Source organism: Amphritea sp. GJ51-11, from assembly GCF_055808735.1.
This window is the reverse complement of sequence record NZ_CM147881.1, coordinates 4,533,182-4,552,403: the sequence shown is the minus strand read 5'-3', so window position 1 is coordinate 4,552,403 and position 19,222 is coordinate 4,533,182. Positions and strand designations below refer to the sequence as shown.

General features: G+C 50.3%; 21 protein-coding genes, 5 tRNA genes and 1 pseudogene. 5 read left to right on the top strand and 22 right to left on the bottom strand.

Going from position 1 to position 19,222, the window contains the following annotated elements; translation table 11 throughout:
* Positions 1-11: 11 nt before the first annotated feature.
* From rplJ to folA, 15 genes are all read right to left on the bottom strand, one after another.
* The gene (rplJ, locus tag AC0L4K_RS20620; protein WP_473267727.1) at positions 12-506 is read right to left on the bottom strand and encodes a 50S ribosomal protein L10; all 495 of its coding nucleotides are present in this window, start codon (positions 504-506) and stop codon (positions 12-14) included.
* A 222-nt stretch (positions 507-728) separates the two neighbouring features.
* Positions 729-1,424: a 50S ribosomal protein L1 gene (gene rplA / locus AC0L4K_RS20615; RefSeq protein WP_473267726.1), complete on the bottom strand. Its 696-nt coding sequence runs from the start codon at positions 1,422-1,424 to the stop codon at positions 729-731.
* On the bottom strand, positions 1,424-1,858 hold the full coding sequence (gene rplK, locus AC0L4K_RS20610) for a 50S ribosomal protein L11 (RefSeq protein ID WP_473267725.1): 435 nt from the start codon (positions 1,856-1,858) through the stop codon (positions 1,424-1,426). The genes rplA and rplK overlap by 1 nt, the downstream gene beginning before the upstream one ends.
* 105 nt (positions 1,859-1,963) lie before the next feature.
* Positions 1,964-2,497 (bottom strand): transcription termination/antitermination protein NusG, encoded by a 534-nt coding sequence (nusG, locus tag AC0L4K_RS20605; RefSeq protein ID WP_473267724.1) that lies wholly within the window; start codon positions 2,495-2,497, stop codon positions 1,964-1,966.
* A 12-nt stretch (positions 2,498-2,509) separates the two neighbouring features.
* A complete protein-coding gene (gene secE, locus AC0L4K_RS20600; RefSeq protein ID WP_473267723.1) occupies positions 2,510-2,878 on the bottom strand; it encodes a preprotein translocase subunit SecE in 369 nt (122 codons plus the stop codon).
* 61 nt (positions 2,879-2,939) lie between these two features.
* Positions 2,940-3,015, bottom strand: a tRNA-Trp gene (locus tag AC0L4K_RS20595).
* Positions 3,016-3,090: 75 nt separating this feature from the next.
* Positions 3,091-4,314, bottom strand: a complete 1,224-nt coding sequence (gene tuf / locus AC0L4K_RS20590; protein ID WP_473267722.1) for an elongation factor Tu — start codon at positions 4,312-4,314, stop codon at positions 3,091-3,093.
* A gap of 93 nt (positions 4,315-4,407) precedes the next feature.
* Positions 4,408-4,482, bottom strand: a tRNA-Thr gene (locus AC0L4K_RS20585).
* Between the two features lie 9 nt (positions 4,483-4,491).
* Positions 4,492-4,565, bottom strand: a tRNA-Gly gene (locus AC0L4K_RS20580).
* A gap of 11 nt (positions 4,566-4,576) precedes the next feature.
* A tRNA-Tyr gene (locus AC0L4K_RS20575) sits at positions 4,577-4,660 on the bottom strand.
* A 24-nt stretch (positions 4,661-4,684) separates the two neighbouring features.
* Positions 4,685-4,760: transfer RNA gene (locus tag AC0L4K_RS20570), tRNA-Thr, on the bottom strand.
* Between the two features lie 24 nt (positions 4,761-4,784).
* Entirely contained in the window at positions 4,785-5,507 is a 723-nt protein-coding gene (locus AC0L4K_RS20565) for a hypothetical protein (RefSeq protein WP_417226963.1), read from the bottom strand.
* On the bottom strand, positions 5,459-6,157 hold the full coding sequence (locus AC0L4K_RS20560; RefSeq protein WP_417226965.1) for a type III pantothenate kinase: 699 nt from the start codon (positions 6,155-6,157) through the stop codon (positions 5,459-5,461). Before AC0L4K_RS20560 ends, AC0L4K_RS20565 begins: the two co-directional genes overlap by 49 nt.
* Positions 6,154-7,119, bottom strand: coding sequence for a bifunctional biotin--[acetyl-CoA-carboxylase] ligase/biotin operon repressor BirA (gene birA, locus AC0L4K_RS20555; protein ID WP_417226967.1), 966 nt, complete (start codon positions 7,117-7,119; stop codon positions 6,154-6,156). The genes AC0L4K_RS20560 and birA overlap by 4 nt, the downstream gene beginning before the upstream one ends.
* 11 nt (positions 7,120-7,130) lie before the next feature.
* Positions 7,131-7,637 (bottom strand): type 3 dihydrofolate reductase, encoded by a 507-nt coding sequence (folA, locus tag AC0L4K_RS20550; protein ID WP_473267721.1) that lies wholly within the window; start codon positions 7,635-7,637, stop codon positions 7,131-7,133.
* Positions 7,638-7,744: 107 nt separating this feature from the next.
* On the opposite strand from folA, the gene AC0L4K_RS20545 reads away from it, so the two are divergent.
* Together AC0L4K_RS20545 and AC0L4K_RS20540 are read left to right on the top strand one after the other, a co-directional pair.
* Positions 7,745-8,596 (top strand): thymidylate synthase, encoded by an 852-nt coding sequence (locus AC0L4K_RS20545; protein ID WP_473267720.1) that lies wholly within the window; start codon positions 7,745-7,747, stop codon positions 8,594-8,596.
* Positions 8,597-8,637: 41 nt separating this feature from the next.
* The gene (locus AC0L4K_RS20540; RefSeq protein ID WP_417226973.1) at positions 8,638-9,192 is read left to right on the top strand and encodes an NUDIX domain-containing protein; all 555 of its coding nucleotides are present in this window, start codon (positions 8,638-8,640) and stop codon (positions 9,190-9,192) included.
* Positions 9,193-9,208: 16 nt separating this feature from the next.
* Here AC0L4K_RS20540 and lgt read toward each other — a convergent pair whose 3' ends face one another.
* Positions 9,209-10,006: a prolipoprotein diacylglyceryl transferase gene (lgt, locus tag AC0L4K_RS20535; RefSeq protein WP_473267719.1), complete on the bottom strand. Its 798-nt coding sequence runs from the start codon at positions 10,004-10,006 to the stop codon at positions 9,209-9,211.
* Positions 10,007-10,181: 175 nt separating this feature from the next.
* Between lgt and AC0L4K_RS20530 the strand changes: the two genes are divergently transcribed.
* Positions 10,182-10,955 carry an NRDE family protein gene (locus AC0L4K_RS20530; protein WP_473267718.1) on the top strand — a complete coding sequence of 258 codons (774 nt, stop codon included), beginning with the start codon at positions 10,182-10,184 and terminating at the stop codon, positions 10,953-10,955.
* A gap of 7 nt (positions 10,956-10,962) precedes the next feature.
* Here the strand turns inward: AC0L4K_RS20530 and ptsP are convergent, their stop codons facing one another.
* Together ptsP and AC0L4K_RS20520 are read right to left on the bottom strand one after the other, a co-directional pair.
* The gene (ptsP, locus tag AC0L4K_RS20525; RefSeq protein WP_473267717.1) at positions 10,963-13,242 is read right to left on the bottom strand and encodes a phosphoenolpyruvate--protein phosphotransferase; all 2,280 of its coding nucleotides are present in this window, start codon (positions 13,240-13,242) and stop codon (positions 10,963-10,965) included.
* Between the two features lie 7 nt (positions 13,243-13,249).
* Positions 13,250-13,752: pseudogene (locus tag AC0L4K_RS20520) on the bottom strand (RNA pyrophosphohydrolase).
* A gap of 169 nt (positions 13,753-13,921) precedes the next feature.
* Here AC0L4K_RS20520 and AC0L4K_RS20515 point away from each other — a divergent pair.
* Both AC0L4K_RS20515 and AC0L4K_RS20510 read left to right on the top strand, forming a co-directional pair.
* Complete coding sequence (locus AC0L4K_RS20515; RefSeq protein WP_417226981.1) at positions 13,922-14,575, top strand: histidinol-phosphatase; 654 nt, start codon at positions 13,922-13,924, stop codon at positions 14,573-14,575.
* Between the two features lie 168 nt (positions 14,576-14,743).
* Positions 14,744-15,148 (top strand): CBS domain-containing protein, encoded by a 405-nt coding sequence (locus AC0L4K_RS20510; RefSeq protein ID WP_417226983.1) that lies wholly within the window; start codon positions 14,744-14,746, stop codon positions 15,146-15,148.
* Positions 15,149-15,212: 64 nt separating this feature from the next.
* Here the strand turns inward: AC0L4K_RS20510 and AC0L4K_RS20505 are convergent, their stop codons facing one another.
* From AC0L4K_RS20505 to gcvT, 4 genes are all read right to left on the bottom strand, one after another.
* Positions 15,213-16,250 carry an NADP(H)-dependent aldo-keto reductase gene (locus tag AC0L4K_RS20505; protein WP_473269256.1) on the bottom strand — a complete coding sequence of 346 codons (1,038 nt, stop codon included), beginning with the start codon at positions 16,248-16,250 and terminating at the stop codon, positions 15,213-15,215.
* Between the two features lie 24 nt (positions 16,251-16,274).
* Positions 16,275-17,465 (bottom strand): class I SAM-dependent rRNA methyltransferase, encoded by a 1,191-nt coding sequence (locus tag AC0L4K_RS20500; RefSeq protein WP_417226985.1) that lies wholly within the window; start codon positions 17,463-17,465, stop codon positions 16,275-16,277.
* Positions 17,466-17,584: 119 nt separating this feature from the next.
* Positions 17,585-17,977, bottom strand: coding sequence for a glycine cleavage system protein GcvH (gene gcvH / locus AC0L4K_RS20495; RefSeq protein ID WP_417226987.1), 393 nt, complete (start codon positions 17,975-17,977; stop codon positions 17,585-17,587).
* A 23-nt stretch (positions 17,978-18,000) separates the two neighbouring features.
* Complete coding sequence (gene gcvT, locus AC0L4K_RS20490; protein ID WP_473267715.1) at positions 18,001-19,107, bottom strand: glycine cleavage system aminomethyltransferase GcvT; 1,107 nt, start codon at positions 19,105-19,107, stop codon at positions 18,001-18,003.
* Positions 19,108-19,222: the final 115 nt, after the last annotated feature.

Sequence of the window (19,222 nt, the reverse complement as noted above, 5' to 3'; positions counted from 1 at the left end):
CGCTTTTAAAATTAAGCAGCAGCTTCTTCTTTCTGTTCGCGAACAGCCGCAATAGTACGGACCAGCTTGCCTGCTGCTGCTTCTTTCATGCAGCCCATCAGCTTGGCGATCGCTTCGTCGTATGTAGGCAGTGAAGCCAACACAGAGATTTCTACGACCTGTCCTTCGAAAGCAGCGGTCTTCAACTCAAGCTTGTCATTTCCCTTGGCGAAATCTTTCAGAATTCGCGCGCCAGCACCTGGGTGCTCGTTAGAGAATGCAATCAGGGTTGGACCTACGAACGCATCAGAGATACATTCGAAATCAGAGCCTTCTACTGCACGACGTGCAAGCGTATTACGTACGACACGCAGCCATACTCCCGCTTCACGTGCCTGCTTGCGCAGTTCAGTCATCTTCTCAACGGTTACACCGCGAGAATCTGCAACTACAGCAGAAAGAGCGCCTTTAGCAGCTTCCTGGACTTCAGCGACAATCGCTTTTTTATCTTCGAGTCCTAATGCCACGATTTACTCCTGGATTTAGTCTTATCGACTGTTTACCAATCACTTCAGCGATAAACCACTGAAGCGCCGAGTACGGTGGTTGAATTGATCCTGTTAAGGGGATCACACCGTCTGCGCAGGCTGGTAGATTAAGAGTTTGACTACGTGCGCCATTCTCACCTGCGGTCTTTGACGACCTCTGCAGCTAGACTGCAGAGACCCTCAATTTTTTCTGAAAATCGATTAAGCGCCCAAAGAGCTCTGATCGATTACCAGACCTGGCCCCATAGTGGTGGACAGGGTAATTTTCTTCAGGTACACGCCTTTAGCAGAAGAAGGCTTCAGCTTTTTCAGCTCACCTAACAATGCATCAAGGTTAGCGGCGATAGCGTCAACTTCGAAGCCAACTTTACCAACACCTGCGTGGATAATACCGTTTTTGTCAGTACGGAAACGTACTTGACCAGCCTTAGCATTATTTACCGCAGTAACAACGTCAGGTGTAACAGTACCAACCTTAGGGTTAGGCATCAGACCACGTGGGCCCAAGATTTGACCTAACTGACCAACAACACGCATCGCATCCGGAGTTGCGATAACAACGTCAAAGTTCAGGTCGCCACCTTTAATCTGTTCAGCCAGATCATCGAAACCAACAACATCAGCGCCAGCTGCTTTAGCTTTCTCAGCGTTTTCACCCTGAGCAAATACAGCAACGCGAACATCTTTACCAGTACCGCTTGGCAATACGCTAGAACCACGAACGTTCTGGTCAGATTTACGAGGATCAACACCCAGGTTAACAGCTACATCAACAGACTCTTTAAAGCCTACAGTAGATAGTTCATTCAACAGCGCAACCGCATCAGATACAGTGTACTGCTTACCTGGCTGAACTTTTTCAGCAATCGCCTTTTGGCGTTTAGTCAGCTTAGCCATCACTCAACTCCTTCCACGATAAGACCCATGCTACGTGCGCTACCAGCGATGGTGCGAACAGCCGCATCCATATCAGAAGCAGTCAAGTCAGCCATTTTAGTCGTTGCAATTTCTTCCAACTGAGCGCGAGTAACAGAACCCACTTTCTCAGTGTTAGGACGACCAGAACCGCTCTTCAGACCAGCCGCTTTCAGCAGCAGCACTGCAGCAGGCGGAGTCTTAGTGATGAAGGTAAAGCTACGATCCGCATATACAGTGATAACAACAGGAGTCGGCAGACCCGCTTCGATACCCTGAGTAGCAGCGTTAAACGCTTTACAGAATTCCATGATGTTAACACCATGCTGACCCAGCGCTGGACCTACTGGTGGACTTGGGTTCGCCTGACCGGCAGCAACCTGCAGCTTAATATAAGCCTGGATTTTCTTAGCCATGATTCACTCCTGGTGGGTAGTAACGCCTTACGGCTCCCCGGTTTTAAAGACGGAAAAACCCCAGCACTCATTCAAGCACCGAGGTTAGTTCCTAAAATTCTATTGTCAGGCTTTTTCGACCTGACCAAACTCCAATTCGACCGGAGTCGAACGCCCGAAGATCAATACTGCAACATGCAGCCTGTTCTTCTCGTAGTTTACTTCTTCAACTACACCATTAAAGTCTGCGAACGGACCGTCAACCACCCGAACCATTTCACCCGGCTCAAACAGGGTCTTAGGACGCGGCTGATCAACACCACTTTCGACACGTTGCAAAATAGCCTGCGCTTCTTTCTCGGTAATCGGGGCTGGCTTATCAGCCGTACCACCAATAAACCCAAGCACACGCGGCGTATCTTTAACTAAGTGCCAAGTGTCGTCATTCATCTCCATCTGCACTAATACATAGCCAGGATAGAACTTACGCTCAGACTTGCGTTTTTTACCTTCACGGATCTCAACAACTTCTTCTGTTGGAACAAGAATATCGCCGAAACCTTCCTGCATCTTATGCAGCTCGACACGTTCCTTCAGAGAATTCATCACACGTTTCTCGTAACCGGAGTACGCATGTACAACATACCATCGCATAGCCATGCCTCTTTCCTCTTATCCGATTACAGTCGAGACGCCAAGACTCAGCAATGAGTCAAGACCCCACAAAAGCAAACCTACAACCAACACAACAACAGTTACAATCAGAGTAGTCTGCATTGTTTCCTGACGAGTGGGCCATACGACTTTGCGAATTTCAGATCGCGCTTCTTTAAACAATGTAAAGAAAGCCAATCCTTTAGCGGTTTGCAGCGCAACAAAGCCTGCAACACCAGCAAGAACCAATAATGCAATTACGCGATACAGCAGAGACTCTTCAGAATAGACAGAGTTACCTACTACGCCGGCAGCAACAATGGCTACCACTACGACCCATTTCAGGCCATCCAGCTTTGAACCTTCGGAAGACACTTTAGAATTCACGATGGGCCTCGGTTATCGATAATTTGCTATGAACTTGTTAGACACCAACTCAGATTAGAGTTGGCAGGCCAGGAGGGACTCGAACCCCCAACCTGCGGTTTTGGAGACCGCTGCTCTGCCAATTGAGCCACTGGCCTAGTACTAACTAGGGACGCGTATATTACACGCACCCCTACTAGGAAGCAACCGTTAAGTTGCTATTAAATCAAAGATTACTCAATGATTTTTGCTACAACGCCTGCGCCAACAGTACGACCGCCTTCACGGATCGCAAAACGCAGACCTTCTTCCATTGCGATTGGGTTGATCAGGGTAACATCCATTTTGATGTTATCGCCTGGCATTACCATTTCAACGCCTTCTGGAAGTTCGCAAGCACCGGTGATATCAGTTGTACGGAAGTAGAACTGTGGACGGTAACCTTTGAAGAATGGTGTGTGACGACCGCCTTCATCTTTTGACAGTACGTATACTTCACCTTCGAAACGAGTGTGAGGAGTGATAGTACCTGGCTTAGCCAGTACTTGACCACGCTCTACGTCATCACGTTTAGTACCTCGCAGCAGCGCACCGATGTTCTCACCTGCACGACCTTCGTCAAGCAGCTTACGGAACATCTCAACACCAGTACAGGTAGTTGTTTGCGTTTCGCGAATACCGATGATTTGAATCTCTTCACCTGTCTTAACGATACCACGCTCAACACGGCCTGTTACTACAGTACCACGACCAGAGATTGAGAATACGTCCTCGATAGGCATCAGGAATGGCTGATCGATAGCACGCTCTGGCTCTGGAATGTAAGAATCCAGCGCTTCAACCAGCTTACGTACAGCAGTTGTACCCAGCTCGTTGTCATCTTCGCCGTTCAGCGCCATCAGTGCAGAACCTGCAATGATTGGTGTGTCATCACCTGGGAAGTCGTAAGTATCAAGCAGCTCACGCAGCTCCATCTCAACCAGTTCCAGCATTTCAGCGTATTCTTCAGAATCAACGCCGCCGCAATCTTCAGCCAGCAAGTCTGCTTTGTTCAGGAATACGATGATGTAAGGTACACCAACCTGACGAGACAGCAGGATGTGCTCACGAGTCTGAGGCATAGGGCCATCAGTCGCACCACAAACCAGAATAGCACCGTCCATCTGAGCAGCACCGGTGATCATGTTTTTAACATAATCGGCGTGTCCTGGGCAGTCTACGTGTGCATAGTGACGAATAGTAGAGTCATACTCAACGTGAGAAGTCGCGATAGTGATACCACGCTCACGCTCTTCTGGAGCATTATCGATACCGTCGAATGCAACAGCTTTACCACCGAAAACTTCTGCACATACACGGGTCAGTGCTGCCGTCAGAGTTGTTTTACCGTGGTCAACGTGGCCGATTGTACCAACGTTAACGTGCGGTTTATTACGTTCAAATTGTTCTTTAGCCATTGCCATTTACCTTGAGTAAAGTAAGTGTGATTAACCACGTTGCCACATACAACAAAGGGCAGACATATCGCTATATCTACCCTATGAAAATAATGGAGCTCATGGGCGGATTTGAACCGCCGACCTCACCCTTACCAAGGGTGTGCTCTACCCCTGAGCCACATGAGCACATCTAACTGGAGCGGGTAGCGGGAATCGAACCCGCATCATCAGCTTGGAAGGCTGAGGTTCTACCATTGTACCATACCCGCCTAACAGCTATTGGTGGTGGGGGGTGGATTCGAACCACCGAAGCTCGCGCGTCAGATTTACAGTCTGATCCCTTTGGCCACTCGGGAACCCCACCCTACCAATACTTCACCGCTAAAAATGGTGCCGGCACCAAGAGTCGAACTCGGGACCTACTGATTACAAGTCAGTTGCTCTACCAGCTGAGCTATACCGGCATCGGCTGTGAAGTGGCGCATATATTAATCACGCACCCCTGTGCTTGCAACCCCTTTACATAATTTTTTTTCGATTTTTATTGAAGAATCAAAAAAATCGTCTACCTCTTTGATTTTATTGCTTGTTTCTGATGAACCATCGGCCTCGATCCAAACCTCATATTGACGTATCTGGCTGACAACCTGATATTCGCCCAACTGAAACACTCCAAGTAACCCATCACGCGCCTCATTTAGCGTCTCACGCGTCGGGTAACGACCAACAATATAGACCCATCGGGACCCAAGCCTGACCGTTTCTACCCCCAACCCCTGTGCCACCAAGCGCGCTTCCAGTACTCGCTGAACATTAGCCTCGATAGGCTGATCGAGTGTCAACTCATAACCCTGAACCTGCTCAATATCCGCTGGCGCCACTAACGCCGTCAAACCTAACCGCTCCAGCCGCTCTTGCCACTGATAGGCAACCGCTTCAACCTCTATACCCCTAACCACCTGACACCAAGCCTCAGCTGGCTGATTCTCTGTCGCAGTAGACACTCGACGGGGTAGTAATAAAGAGCGATCCTCTTCACTCAACAGGCGCAGCGAAGTAACATTCGCCGGTGATACCGCTTTATGACGTTCAGGCTGCTGCATCTGCCAGCCAAGGTAAGCGCCATTAATGAGCAATAAAATCAGAAAACACCAGCGCACCGCTATGCCCCCAACGCTAACGGCAAACCATCCAAGACCAGATCGGGACATAACACCGCCCCATCCACCAACGAACAAAACAGCGCACCGTCACCACCGGTAACATAAACCGGCTGCCCTGCTGCGCTGCGCATCACTTTCTCAGCCAAAGATGCCAATAGTAGATTCAGGCCATGCTGCACTGCCTCCGAGGTATTAGTGCCCGGCGCAGCATTAAACCCTTCGATCGAGTGATCAACAAAAATCTCTGCTGTATTACTCAATAGATTACGCCCCATCAACTGCATACCCGGAATAATATAGCCCCCTAGATGCTGACCACTATGATCCAACTGTTCCACTGTAATGGCGCTACCGCAATCCACCACCCAACAAGCCTGCTGTGCCTGATGCCAGGCACTCAACATTGCCAACCAACGATCCACCCCCATCCGTGACGGATCGCTATAGCTATTTCGCACTCCACAGGCTGCTGCTTCAGTAACCGCAAACTCCGGTGACAGATGCCATTGCTGCATAACAAAATCATGCAACGCTTGATTAACCTGCTCACCAGCAACCGACGCGATCCTTACTCGACTGACAGCCTCGGGCCATTCACCCTGCGCCAACTCACTATGACGCAACCGTCCACGACACGCAGAACCGGCAAGACGCCATTTAATAAAGGTATTACCTGCATCCAGATCTAACACACTCATGCTAGCCGCACACTCACTTCGCCACCATGATATGCCTGCAACTCACCATCCATTTCCAACAGTAATGCGCCGTTTTGATCAACACCTCGACAAATACCTAACGCCTGGCGATTGCCAAGGTTCAGACTAACGACCTGATTATGATGAGCGTTAACCGCCTGCCATTCATCTTTAAAGGCAGCAAAGCCTTGCTGCGAGAACTGCTCTAGCACCGGCACTAACTCATTAATCAGTTCCGCCAATAAATGATTACGCGATGGCGCTTCGCCGAGGATCTGCTGCAAATCAATCCAAGGCTGGTCAATCACCTCGGCAGCCAGCTCCGGCATATTGACATTAATACCTACCCCAATTACCACAAAGCAATCACCAGCGGCGTCACCGCTCATCTCTAACAGCACACCGGCCAGTTTGCGCCCGCGCCATAACAGATCGTTCGGCCATTTAACCGACACCTCCTCGACACCTATCCGCTTCAACCCTCGAATCAGTGCAACACCCACCGCCAAACTGAGCCCTTCGAGGGCTGCTGCACCATTACTAAACTGCCATGTTAGGGAGAAATAGATATTACTGGCAAATGGACTGGCCCAATTTCGGCCGCGACGCCCCCGCCCGGCGGTTTGTCGTTCAGCAAGATACAGAGAACCATGACCATCTCGATAAACGGCTTCCATCGCCTTGGCATTCGTCGAGGGAATAATTAGATTCATATCGATCAGCTTAAGCTGCTGACTTACCACCGGTTCTAGGGCTGCCTCAATCACCGTCTGGTCGAGCAGGTCGAGCCCTCCGGGAATCCGATAACCTCGCCCTTTAACACTAAAGACTTCGATACCTGTCTCTTCAATACCTTTTATCTGCTTCCATATTGCACTGCGACTCACGCCGAGCGTCGCCCCCAGCGCCTGGCCTGAATGAAACTTACCATCGGCCAACACCGACAACAGTGGCTCAATCATCGCGATATCCTTTAAGAAATCCGTTTGAGAACAATGAAACTGTAATCATAGGGGTTATGCTCTGCCGCAAGAAAGTCCTCACGCCCTATTTCAGCCCAATCACCGGGATGAAATGCCGGAAAAAAAGCATCACCCTTCACCTCAGCATGAACCTGCGTGAGATACAGTCGATCCGCTAAGGGCAGCGCCTGCTCATAAATCTGCGCCCCGCCAATCACCATCGCCTCATCACAACCATTCACCATACAAATGCTCTCAGCTAGCGCTTTCGCCGCTTCAAGGCTGTGTACCACCTTTACATTTTCAGGCTGATAGGCCGTATCCCGGCTAACCACAATATTGGTACGCCCAGGCAATGGTCGGCCGATCGATTCAAACGTTTTGCGCCCCATGATAATCGGCTTACCCATCGTGACCCGCTTGAAATAGCGCAGATCCTCCGGCAGATGCCAGGGTAGATTGTTGTTAATTCCGATCACCCGATTTTCTGCCTGGGCCACAATGATCGCCAGGTTCATAAACTCTCCTTACTAATACTCGAACTAATGCTGGTATCGATGACTTGCTACTGACTGTTTGGTAACATCGTTTGCTGAATTTAACCACAGGTGTCAAGTACAAACCAATGAGACAATATCTTGATCTTTGCCAAAGACTCATCAACGAAGGCATCTGGGTGGAAAATGAACGCACCGGAAAACGCTGCCTGACCGTCATTAACGCAGATCTGACCTACGATGTCTCCGCCGGTGAATTCCCGCTGGTGACAACTCGGAAAAGTTTCTATAAATCCGCTATTGCTGAAATGCTCGGCTATCTGCGCGGTTACGACAATGCGGCACAGTTCCGCCAACTTGGCACTAAGACGTGGGATGCCAACGCCAATGATAACGCATCTTGGCTTGCCAACCCCTACCGTAAAGGCACCGATGACTGTGGTTTTATCTACGGTAAAGTCGGCAGAAACTTCCCCAAGCCCGACGGTGGCAGCATCGACCTGCTGCGCAAAATCGTCGACGACCTGACACAGGGCATCGATGATCGCGGGGAGATTTACACTTTTTATCACCCCGGTGCATTTCACATGGGCTGCCTACGCCCCTGCATGTATAGCCACCATTTTTCACTGCTAGGGGATACACTCTATCTCAACAGCACGCAGCGCAGCTGTGATGTGCCGCTTGGTCTGACCTTCAACATGGTTCAGGTCTATTTTCTGCTGGCCATTATCGCCCAGATTACCGGAAAAAAACCGGGCAAGGCTTACCATAAGATTGTTAATGCACATATTTATGAAGATCAGCTCGAGTTGATGCGTGATGTACAGTTAACACGTAAACCTCTGCCACTGCCCACCTTTAAGATCAATCCGGATATCAAGACACTGGAAGATTTGGAAACCTGGGTTAGCACCGATGACTTCGAAATCGAAGGCTACCAGTATCACGACCCCATTCAGTATCCTTTTTCCGTATAAGCGATTATTGGCACCGCCACTCACACACAGCAGATAACCGAATGACGAAACTGAAAATTGGTGGCTGGCAACAGAAGAGCCAAACGATTGCCTATGACAACCCTTGGATTCAGGTGCGTCATGAAGAGGTAATCCGCCCCAATGGCACAGAGGGAATCTATGGCGTTGTACATTTTAAATCCAGAGCGATTGGCATTATCGCCATTGATGATGACGACCAGATCTGCCTAGTCAAACAGAGCCGCTACCCCAACAATGAAACCACCATTGAGATTCCAGAGGGCGGCGCATCACTCGATGAACCACCACTGGATGCAGCCAAGCGAGAACTTCGCGAAGAGACCGGCTTAAGCGCCGCTCATTGGCAGCCCTTTATGGAGCTGAGGACATCAAACTCGGTGACCGATGAAGTTGCCTATATCTTTGTGGCAAGCCAACTTAGCCAGGGCGCACAACAGCTCGAAGATACTGAAGACATTGAACTGCTGAAACTCCCTACAGCAGAGGCCATCCGCATGGCCGTCGATGGCGAGATCACGGACGCCATGTCGGTTGCCGCGTTACTTAAACTCGCTCTAACCCGAATGGCACCCTAATCACTCATCGAGCGTACTAACCTACCTGGGTTGCGCCGTCTCGCTTATAAGCCCAGAGCACCAGCACGGCCCCTAAAACAATCATCGGTAGCGACAACAACTGCCCCATCGTCAGCCAGTCCAGCGCCACATAGCCCAGCTGAACATCCGGCTGGCGGAAGAACTCAACGCTCGAACGAAACAGACCATAACAGAGCAAGAACATGCCAGAGACCGCCATCTTGGGCCGAGGCTTAGCAGAATAGAACCAAAGCACCGTAAACAACACCACGCCCTCTAGGGCAAACTCATACAGCTGCGAAGGGTGGCGGGCTAGCGCATCACCGGCACGGGGGAAAATAACCCCCCAGCTTTGATCGGTCGGCCGCCCCCATAACTCACCACCGATAAAGTTACCGATACGTCCGGCACCCAAGCCAATGGGAATCAACGGCGCAACAAAGTCACCGATATCAAAGTAGCTCTTCTTATATTTATGGGAGAAATAACCAATCGCCGCAATCACCCCCAACAAACCACCATGGAATGACATGCCGCCTTCCCAGACCGCAAATAACCAGAGTGGATCGTCAAGGAACTGATCGAAGTTATAAAACACTACATAACCAAAGCGGCCACCGAGGACTACGCCAATTGCACCCCAGAAAATTAGATCGGAAATCTGCTCTTCGGTCCAACCAGAGCCGGGACGACGTGCACGTTTACCACCGAGATACCAGGCCGAGGCAAAGCCCACCAGATACATCAGCCCATACCAGTGAATTTTTAATGGCCCTAACGCCACCGCAATTGGATCAATATCATGCACCCACATTAAAACTGACTTCCTTTATTCTGAATCTGCCGGATAAAACCATGTTCATGGCGCATCCTACAATAGATAAATGACAAATATTGGTTTTAAATGAAACCGTGATTCATCCGCTTTAGCAATACACTGTAATATTTGTCATGATTGCCGCTTGTCTGCTAAAAAGAGAGAGCCTGCTGTGTGTCTAATCCTATTCGCTTATAATTATCACCCGGACTATAAACTAATCCTAACGGCCAATCGGGATGAGTTTTACAGCCGCCCGACCCGAGCGATGCAATACTGGCCGGAGCAACCTGAGTTACTGGCCGGCCAAGACTTAGAGCAAGGTGGCACATGGCTAGGGCTGACTCGTCACGGACGCTTCTCGGCTCTCACCAATCACCGCAACGGTTTGAGTCAACCACAGGGCCAAAGTTCCAGAGGAAATCTACCGCTGCAGTTCCTCCTCAGCGACCTTAGCTGCAACGCCTTTATTGAGGCTACCGATCCGCACCGTTTCGATGGCTTCAACCAACTGATCGATGATGGACAACAGCTCTGCTATCTCTCGAATAGAGCCACCTCCTTACAACCAGTGCCGCGCGGAATTCACGGTATTAGTAACGCCGTGTTCGACACTCCTTGGCCAAAATTAGTCACCGCCAAACAGGCCCTAAAAAACAGTATTGATAGTGACAAGTTCGATGCCGACACGCTGATAAAACTGATGCAGAACCCTGCGACCTATCCTGATGAATTACTCCCAGAAACCGGTATAGCCTTGCCACTAGAGCGTCGCCTCTCAGCCAGTTTTATTCGTTCAGAGAATTATGGCACCCGCGCCACCACCGCGATATTAATCAGACACAATGGCGTCACAGAAGTCGTCGAGCAGAATTATGATGCGGCAGGGAAAACTGAGCGTAATACCTTTCGTTTCATGGCCCCCACAACCTTGATGGCGGAGTAACGGGCCTTTAGTCAGGGATCGCAGGCCGAGTAAGCTGACCGAGTCCCAGCTCTTTCAGGCGACTATGCAAGGCGACTTGAATCTTATCGGCATCGCCCATCACGATAATTTCATTAAGCAAAGCCCGAGCCCGCTCAAAGCTGATACCCCGTAGAGCAAACTTTACCTTCGGCAGGTTAGTGGCGTTCATTGACAGCACATCGTAGCCCATCGCCATCAGCAAAATAGCCCCGCCAGGATCGGCCGCCATTTCACCACAGATACTCACCGACACATTTTCTTTGTGCGCTTCTAGCACGATAAACTGCAACGCTTTCAACACCGCTGGATGATAAGGCACATAGAGATCGGCGACCCGCGGATTATTTCGATCAACCGCTAGCAAATACTGGGTTAGGTCGTTCGAACCCACCGAAATAAAATCAACCCGACGCGCAAACCGGCGCACCTGATACACCGCCGCCGGCACCTCAATCATCACACCGATCAACGGCTGGCTGATATTGTGCCCCTCTTCACGCAAGCCTTCTACGGCCTGGGCAATCAATCGTTTCGATTCATCTACTTCACGCACACTGGTCACCATCGGCAACATGATACGCAAATTATCCAAACCCTCGGCGGCACGCAGCATGGCACGAATTTGCACGAGGAATATCTCAGGATGATCCAATGTTACCCGAATACCTCGCCAGCCAAGGAACGGATTATCTTCTTCGATCGGAAAATAGGATAGCGGCTTATCGCCACCGATATCCAGTGTACGCATCGTGACCGGACGGGGCGCAAAAGCTTCCAGCTGTTTGCGATAGGTCTCCATCTGATCCTGCTCACTGGGAAAGAAATCCCGAATCATAAAGGGAATTTCCGTCCGGTATAGGCCGATACCCTCAGCGCCTCGATCAAGTGCCCGGGCCACATCGGCAATCAAACCGGTATTGACCCACAGGGGCATACGATAACCATCGGTGGTTTCGGCCGGCAGCTCTTTCAGCCCTTCTAGCCCGGCATTAACCTCATCTTCTTCACGAATAACTTCTTGATAGCATTCAATCAGATCATCAGATGGATTAACGAACACCCGACCAGAATAACCATCAAGAATAACCTTCAGTCCCTCCACCCGGGTATAGGGCAGGTCGACCACCCCCATCAATGTTGGGATGCCCATCGAGCGGGCGAGAATGGCCGCATGAGAGTTACCGGAGCCATGTACTGAGATCAAACCCACCAGCTTTTCTGTTGGCACCTCGCCCAGCATCGCCGGCGTTAGCTCATCAGCCACCAGTATCGTGTTTTCTGGAAAGACAATTTCCGACAGCGCCGGACCGGACTCCTGCAAAAAGGTCAGCATCCGTCGACCCAAATCTTTGATATCCGTGGCCCGCTCACGCAGGTATGGGTCATCCATCATCGAGAACTGTTTCACATGCTCGCCAATAACCTGCTTCAGCGCGCCCTGTGCCCAGCTCCCCTCTTTGATGCGCGCAATAATCTCACCGGCCAGGGCATTATCATCAAGCATACGAATATAGACATCGAATAGCTCCCGCTCTTCCGAACGTAGCCGTTTGGCGAGACTGCGACCCACCCGCTTAATATCCCGCCGCACCTGTGCCAGCGCACGTTTAAACGTGGCGACTTCGCCCTTAATATCATCGACCTTACGATCCGGCACACCATCGAGATCGGCTAATGGCGTCATAACCACCGCAGGCCCGATGGCAACACCGACACAACCCGACACCCCTTCAAACTTCCGGTCAGCTTCGGTTTTAGTATGGTCGGAAATCTGCAGAATCGAGCCGGTCGCCTCAGCATGAGCGATCACCCCAGCCAACTGGGCCGACATCGTCACCATAAAGGCTTCTTCAGACTCATCAAACTTGCGAATCAGCTTCTGCTGAACAACCAAAACCCCCAACAGGGTTCGGTGATGAATAATAGGCACCCCAAGAAAAGCATGAAACTTCTTCTCGCCGGTGCCTTTAAGGTAGGTAAACGCGCTATGGGCGGCAGCATCTTCGAGGTTGATAGGCTCAGCACGCTGACCTACCATCCCGACAACCCCCTCCTCAACGGAGAGCGATACCCGACCTACCGATTTCTGATTAAGCCCCTGGGTCGCCATCAAAACATAGCGTTCACGCTGCGGGTCTAGGAGATAGATAGAACACACATCTGTACGAATCGCACGCTGCACCCGACGGACAATAACATCCAACACCGACTCAAGATCGGCGGCGGCGTTAACCTCCTGTACAATTTTGCGTAGCGTTTCCAGCATGCAGTGCTTACTCCTTTAAATACCAGCCCCCAAGAACCAGCCGTGTCAACTTAGGTGACAATTCGCGCATCGCTTTACGATACACATCCCGCTTAAATGCCACAACCTGACCGAGCGGATACCAATAACTCACCCAACGCCAGCCATCAAACTCTGGTGAGTTTGTTGAATCAATCACTACCGCGCTGTCATCACTCAACATGCGCAATAAAAACCACTTTTGTTTCTGTCCTACACAAACCGGATGGGAATGGTGCCTTATCATTCGTTTGGGTAGCCGGTAACGAAGCCAGCCTCGGGTAACAGCGATCACCTCTACATCCTCAGGTGACAGCCCAATCTCCTCTTTAAGTTCCCGATACATCGCCTGTTCCGGCGATTCTTCCACGTTAATCCCCCCTGGGGGAACTGCCATGCATTTTGCCCTATACGTCTTGCCCAAAGCACCTGACCCATCGAGTTCGCCAGAATGATACCGACATTCGGCCTGAACCCATCTGAATCTATCACGGTGAATTCCTTACAAATTCTTTTTCGCTATTGTTCCACAACTTCAGGTCTTTCAGCAAACTTAAGCGTACCCAGAAAATCAGGGATTAATAATTGCCAGCTCTGTCATGAGCCACTATTCTAAGCGCTACATTTTCAGCTGACCTTATATACACATGGAGAGACAACCTTGAGCCTGGCGATTTTCGATCTAGATAACACTTTGTTAAACGGCGATAGTGATCACGCCTGGGGCGAGTTCCTGTGCAAGAAAGGCATTGTCGATACTGAAGCCTACCGTCAGGCAAACGATTATTTCTACCAACAATATAAAGCCGGCACGCTGGATATTGGCGAATTTCTGGAGTTTGCCCTCAAGCCCCTTAGCGAGCACGAACCCGAAGTCCTCGAACAGCTGCATCAGGAGTTTATGCAAACTACCGTTGCCCCAATGATGCTGGATAAAGCCGCCACACTGCTGCAAAAGCACCGGCAACAGGGTGACTATCTGTTAATCATTACCGCCACTAACCGTTTTGTCACCGGCCCCATTGCCACCGCACTCGGCGTCGACGACACCTTAGCCACCGAGCCAGAGATGATTGATGGTCGCTATACCGGCAAAGTAGCCGGCACGCCCTGCTTTCAGGCAGGCAAAGTGGAACGCCTGAACACTTGGCTGGAGCAAACCGGCCACTCCATGGATGACAGCTATTTCTATAGTGATTCCATTAACGATAAGCCATTACTCGAACGGGTCACCCACCCCGTCGCCGTCGACCCGGATGAACTACTGAAGCAAACCGCCGAAGATAAAGGCTGGCCCATTATCAGCCTGCGGTAAACCATCGCGATTGCAGTACTCAGCTAATATCCCATCATGCTCCGCCCCACAAGGCCGGAGCATTTTTATATCCCTAGCTTGCCACTATCGATCAAATAGCCAGTACTAATTGGTGAAATCATTGTTTTGCTGCAAGACTGTGTATAAGCAACAGAGGAGATTAAGACGATGATGCTAATTCGAGATATTATGGCGGAATACGTCACACCGCTGCAGGAAACAATGTCCCTGCCTCAGGCCGTAGATCAGCTTATCAACAGTAAAATGATCGGACTTCCCGTGGTCGATACCCACAACCACCTCACCGGTTTTCTATCAGAACACGATTGTATCCCTTTCCTACTGGGGGACAGCTACCACTGCGATAGCCATGTGCTCGTCAAAGATATGATGCAGCACGAACCACTGACCGTGAAACCCAGTAACACCGTCTTGGAATTAGCCCAGATGATGGCCAGCAATAAACCCAAAATCTATCCGGTGGTCGATAACGGCCTGCTCGTTGGGTTGGTTAAACGAGGTCAAGTGATGGCGGCACTCAATGATCAATTAAAACAATGCCGCGTGGCCTAAAGCTTTGAGTAGATATAAAAAATGCGCCGTTAAAAGGCGCATTTGATCATCAAACCAGCATCGACTAAGGACAGGGATTGGAATACTGGGTACTAATCCGCTCGATCCCTTCCAATACCTCAACCGACAGCGTTATCTCGATGGAACGGATATTACTGGCTAACTGCTCCATGGTTGTCGCACCAATAACATTACTGCCGACAAATGGTTGACGGTTAACAAATGCCAGAGCCATCTGAGCCGGATCGATACCATGCTCCCGCGCTAACAACACATACTCGGCGGTCGCTTTCAGTCCTCGATCAGTAAAATAACGAGCAAACCGAGGGAACTGATTAATACGGTCATTCGGCCCAGCACTCCCATCTAGATATTTACCACTAAGGGTCCCGAACGCCAGAGGCGAATACGCCATCAGGTCTACGTTTTCCCGTAGCAACACCTCACTCAGGGCCACTTCATCTTTGCGGTTTAGCAAGTTGTAAGGGTTCTGTACCGAAGCAACCCGCGGCAACCCCAGCGCCTCAGCATAACTGAGGAACTTCATCACGCCCCAAGGCACCTCATTAGATAAACCGACATAGCGGATCAAACCTTCATCCACCAACTCTTTTAGCGCTTCGAGCGTCTCAAGTATCGGAATACCGTCTAGCTCCGGTTGATGATGATAATTCAACTGACCAAAGAAGTTAGTTGCCCGTTCAGGCCAATGCACCTGATACAGATCGATATAATCGGTTTGTAACCGCTGCAGGCTATCGGTAACCGCCTGTCGAATATTGGCTCGATTCAGGCATAGGTTTGGCCGAATATGAGATGCCATTTCGGCAGGGCCACTCACCTTAGTCGCCAGAATAATATCCTCACGATTGCCCCGCGCCTTAATCCAGCTACCAACATACTCTTCAGTACGCCCCTGCGTGGCTGGATTAGGAGGCACCGGATACATCTCCGCCATATCAAAGAAGTTAATCCCCTCGGCAACGGCATAGTCAAGCTGCTGATGCGCTTCTGCTTCAGTGTTTTGCTGGCCGAAGGTCATCGTCCCCAGACAGATACGGCTGACATTAAGATCGCTACCACCGAGTAATTTATACTCCATCATCTATGACTTCCCAAGATCGATTTAAGTGACCGGCAACAACCGGACAAAATAGGATTTAAGGTAATCCGTTTCGGGAATCGCGGGGTGGACCGGATGATCTCCCCCTTGATGCCCTTGATCAAAGATCTGCGCTTGACGATCCAACGCGCGACTTTCTGAACGGATAATATCCACCAGCCGTTCACGCTGCAGGTGCATTGAGCAAGAGGCTGACACTAAGACACCGTTTTTGGCCACTAACCGCATCGCCAACTGATTGATCCGCTTATACGCCTGTTCACCATTGCGAATATCTTTACGGCGCTGAATAAAGGCCGGTGGATCGACCACAACCACGTCAAACTTCTCACCTTCCTCCAGCAACATCTTACAACCATCGAAAGCATCACCCTGAATGCTGGTGAAACGCTCTGCGCCACCATTCAGCTGGGCATTTTCCTGGGCGATATCCAAAGCAAACTCAGAGGCATCTAAGCAGGTTACGTGCTCAGCGCCAGCTGCCAATGCCTGTACACCCCAGCCACCAATATAGCTGAACAGATCTAACACCCGCTTGCCTTCAACATGCTGCTGCATCCGCGCACGGTTTAAGCGGTGGTCATAAAACCAGCCGGTCTTCTGGCCTTTATGTACCGGCGCCAGAAATGACACGCCGTTCTCTTCAAAAGGCACCAATTCAGGTACTTCACCAAAAGCTACTTCAGAATAGCTCTCCAACCCTTCCATCTGGCGCATTTTGCCATCATTACGGAAGAGAATACCCTGTGGCTTAAAGACCTTTTCTAACGCTGCCACGATATCCTCTTTAAACAACTCCATCCCCGCCGTTGAGATCTGCACCACAAAGATATCGAAGAATCGGTCGATCACTAAACCAGACAGACCATCGCTATCACCAAACACTAGGCGGTAACAGGGCTTATCAAAACAGGCCTCGCGTAATGATAGGGCAATATTAAGACGGTGCACGATGAGCGAACGATCCAGCGGAATCTTCACGCTACGGCTCACCAGACGCCCACAGATCAGCGAATTTGGATTAACATAGGCTAAGCCGAGCGGCTTACCTGCTGAGCTCTCCACGACCACCTGCTCGCCCGGCGTAAACTGCTTCAGTGGCGTAAGCTGAGTATTCACTTCATTGCTGTAAATCCAGACATGGCCGCCGCGCAGACGCTTATCAGCGCCCGAATTCAAACGTAGTTGTTGCAAGGGGAGTTACCTTCTGTTGACGGTTATTCGGTGGACCGCTCGCAGCATATATCCTGCAGGCCCAGATAACAGAAAGCCCCGCAGTGGCAGGGCTTAGTTATTGCATGATCAGACGTTAATCAGCTTTCGGCTTCGCACAATTCCGCGTAGCCATCGGCATCCAACAGATCATCGACTTCAGTGGTATCAGACAGACGCAAGCGAACAAACCAGCCATCACCATAAGGATCGCTGTTTACTAACTCAGGGGCATCTTCTAATTCACCATTTACAGCAAGAATTTCACCGCTCAATGGTGCATAGACATCCGATGCTGCTTTAACAGATTCAACCACGCCGAGGTCATCACCGGTAGCGAATTCAGCACCTACTTCAGGCAGCTCAACAAACACTACATCACCCAGCAGATCCTGGGCATGGTCAGTAATTCCGATAGTTACAACACCATCACCCTCGTCACGGATCCATTCATGGCTGGCAACATATTTCAGATCGCTTGGGATATCGCTCATTTTCTCTTTCCTACAGTGAGAGTTTATGAATACACTTTCTCGCCATTGCGAACAAATGACGGTTTAACTACTTTTACTTCTACCAGTTTGCCACGCATATCAACATGGCAAGTATCCGCTATGTCAGCCGATACCCGGGCCATTGCAATCGAACAACCCAGTGTTGGCGAGAAAGAACCACTGGTAATTTCACCCGCTTCCTCACCGTTAATCATGACTTTCTGGTGGCTGCGAAGTACGCCTCGTGTTTCGAGTACCAGCCCAACCAACTTCTGTTTTACACCAGTCTCACGCTGTTTTTCAAGCGCTTTGCGGCCAACAAAGTCTCGTTCTGCTGGCTCCCAAGCGATAGTCCAAGCCATATTCGCCGTCAGTGGAGAGACTTTCTCATCCATATCCGAGCCATATAGATTCATGCCGGCTTCCAATCGCAAGGTATCACGGGCACCCAGCCCACAAGGAGCCACACCGGCATCCGCCAATGCTTGCCAGAAGTCTGCAACATACTCCTCTGGCACCATCACCTCAAGTCCATCTTCGCCAGTATAGCCGGTTCTCGCAAAAAACCAGCCTTCCGATTCCAACCCTTGAAACACCTTTAAACCGTCAATCAACTTAACTCGCGACTCATTTAATACCGCCGCAACTTTAGCAATCGCATTCGGCCCTTGAATCGCCACCATCGCCAATTCGGGGCGCTCGGTCAGCGCAACATTATCAAACTGAGCAGTATGATCCGCCATCCAGCGTAGATCTTTCTCACGGGTACCGCAGTTAACCACCACCCGGAACCATTCGCCGGTCACATCGGGATCGGTCATCAGGTAGACGATCAAATCATCAACCACACCGCCGGTTTCATTCAGCATACCACTGTAAAGTGCTTTGCCCTGCTCCTGTAAGCGAATGACATCATTCGCCAATAGGTAACGCAGGTATTCTTTGGCATCCGCGCCGGTGACATCCACTACTGTCATGTGAGACACATCAAACATACCCGCATCGTTGCGGACTATATGGTGCTCTTCAACCTGTGAACCGTAGTGGATCGGCATATCCCAACCACCAAAGTCGACCAGCTTGGCATTCATCTGCAAATGCTTTTCGTAAAGTGCCGTTCTCTGTCCCATAATTCTTAACTCGCTTATCCTGAGCGAATAACTGATCGCTCTGTAACTGACGCTATTAATTGTTATTCAGCAATAAATAAAGCTTAGGGCTATCTTTAAAAAGGGCAGACAATGT